Below are 1,377 nucleotides of genomic sequence, written 5' to 3' on the forward strand. Positions count from 1 at the left end.
CTGGGCTTGATCCGCTTTGGCGGACATCCGAGATCAGGGGTTCAGCCCCGGGAGGATGTCCATCATGGAGAGCATGGGGAAGAAGAAGCCTCGCCCTCGTCGCTCGTTCACGCCGGAGTTCAAGGCGGAGATCGTCGAGCTGTGCCGACGTGGTGACCGCTCGGTCGGTCAGATCGCCAAGGACTTCGATCTGACCGAGACCGCGGTGCGTGACTGGGTGAAGCAGGCCGAGGTCGATGCGGGCGAGCGGGACGGCCTGACCAGCAGCGAACGCGAGGAACTGGCCGCTCTGCGGCGGGAGAACCGCCGTCTGCGTGAGGACGTCGACATCCTCAAGCGGGCCACGGCTTTCTTCGCGAAGGAGACCCGGTGACGGTGCACCCGTTCATCGAGGCGGAGAAGCGTGCAGGTCACAGCGTCAAACGAGCGTGTGAGCTGCTGAAGGTCTCCCGCACCGCCTTCTACGCCCGCCGCGCCGCCAAGCCTGGTCCCCGCGCGGTCCGTGACGCCGAGCTGGCGGAACAGATCGCCGACGTCCACACGAGATCGCGGGGAACCTACGGCGCCCCGCGCGTCCATGCCGTGCTCAAGCGGGCAGGCGCCGGATGCGGCCGCCGACGTGTCGCGCGGCTGATGCGGGCTGCCGGCCTGCAGGGCCGACATCGCAGACGACGGCACCTGACGACGATCCCCGATCCACGAGCTGCCCTGCGGCCCGATCTCGTCGTCCGGGACTTCCAGCCCGACCCTGCCGGCCTGGATGCCCGCTGGTGCGGCGACATCACCTACATCGCCACGGAGGAGGGCTGGCTCTATCTGGCCACCGTCATCGACATCGCCTCCCGTCGCGTGGTCGGCTGGGCGACGGCCGACCACCTGCGGACCGATCTGGTCGCCGATGCCCTCACGGCCGCCTGTCGGAAGCGCCGTCCCACCCGGCCGGTGATCTTTCACTCGGATCGTGGCTGTCAGTACACCAGCCAGCAATTTTCCACGCTGGCAGCCCAGTTGGGGGTGCGCCTGTCGGTCGGCCGCACCGGACAGTGCTGGGACAACGCACTCGCCGAGTCGTTCTTCGCCACCATCAAGCGTGAGTTGCTCGACACCACCGCCTGGCCCAGCCGGGCCGCCGCCCGCACCGCGATCTTCGATTTCATCGAGGGCTGGTACAACTTGCACCGTCTGCACAGCAGCCTCGGCTATCGCAGTCCCGCCGAATACGAGACCGCACTCGCAGCCTGACCACCACACCGATGGTGTCCGTCGAAGCGGAACAAGCTCAACTCGTAGCAGCCTGCCCATCAAAGGGCTCTCCACGACTCCGTCGACCAGCCTTCCGGGACGCCCCGCAACTGCTGATTAAGAGTGGCGACTCGA

Annotated in this window: 1 protein-coding gene and 1 pseudogene; both read left to right on the forward strand. The window is 67.4% G+C overall.

The genetic code is table 11. The features are described 5' to 3' along the window. Positions 1-73: 73 nt before the first annotated feature. Positions 74-352, forward strand: a pseudogene (locus ABZ070_RS37385) (transposase); the annotation flags it as partial. A gap of 17 nt (positions 353-369) precedes the next feature. Continuing rightward, a complete protein-coding gene (locus ABZ070_RS37390) occupies positions 370-1,242 on the forward strand; it encodes an IS3 family transposase (protein WP_356640663.1) in 873 nt (290 codons plus the stop codon). Positions 1,243-1,377: the final 135 nt, after the last annotated feature.

The organism is Streptomyces sp. NPDC006283 (assembly GCF_040613325.1).
Taxonomy (GTDB): domain Bacteria; phylum Actinomycetota; class Actinomycetes; order Streptomycetales; family Streptomycetaceae; genus Streptomyces.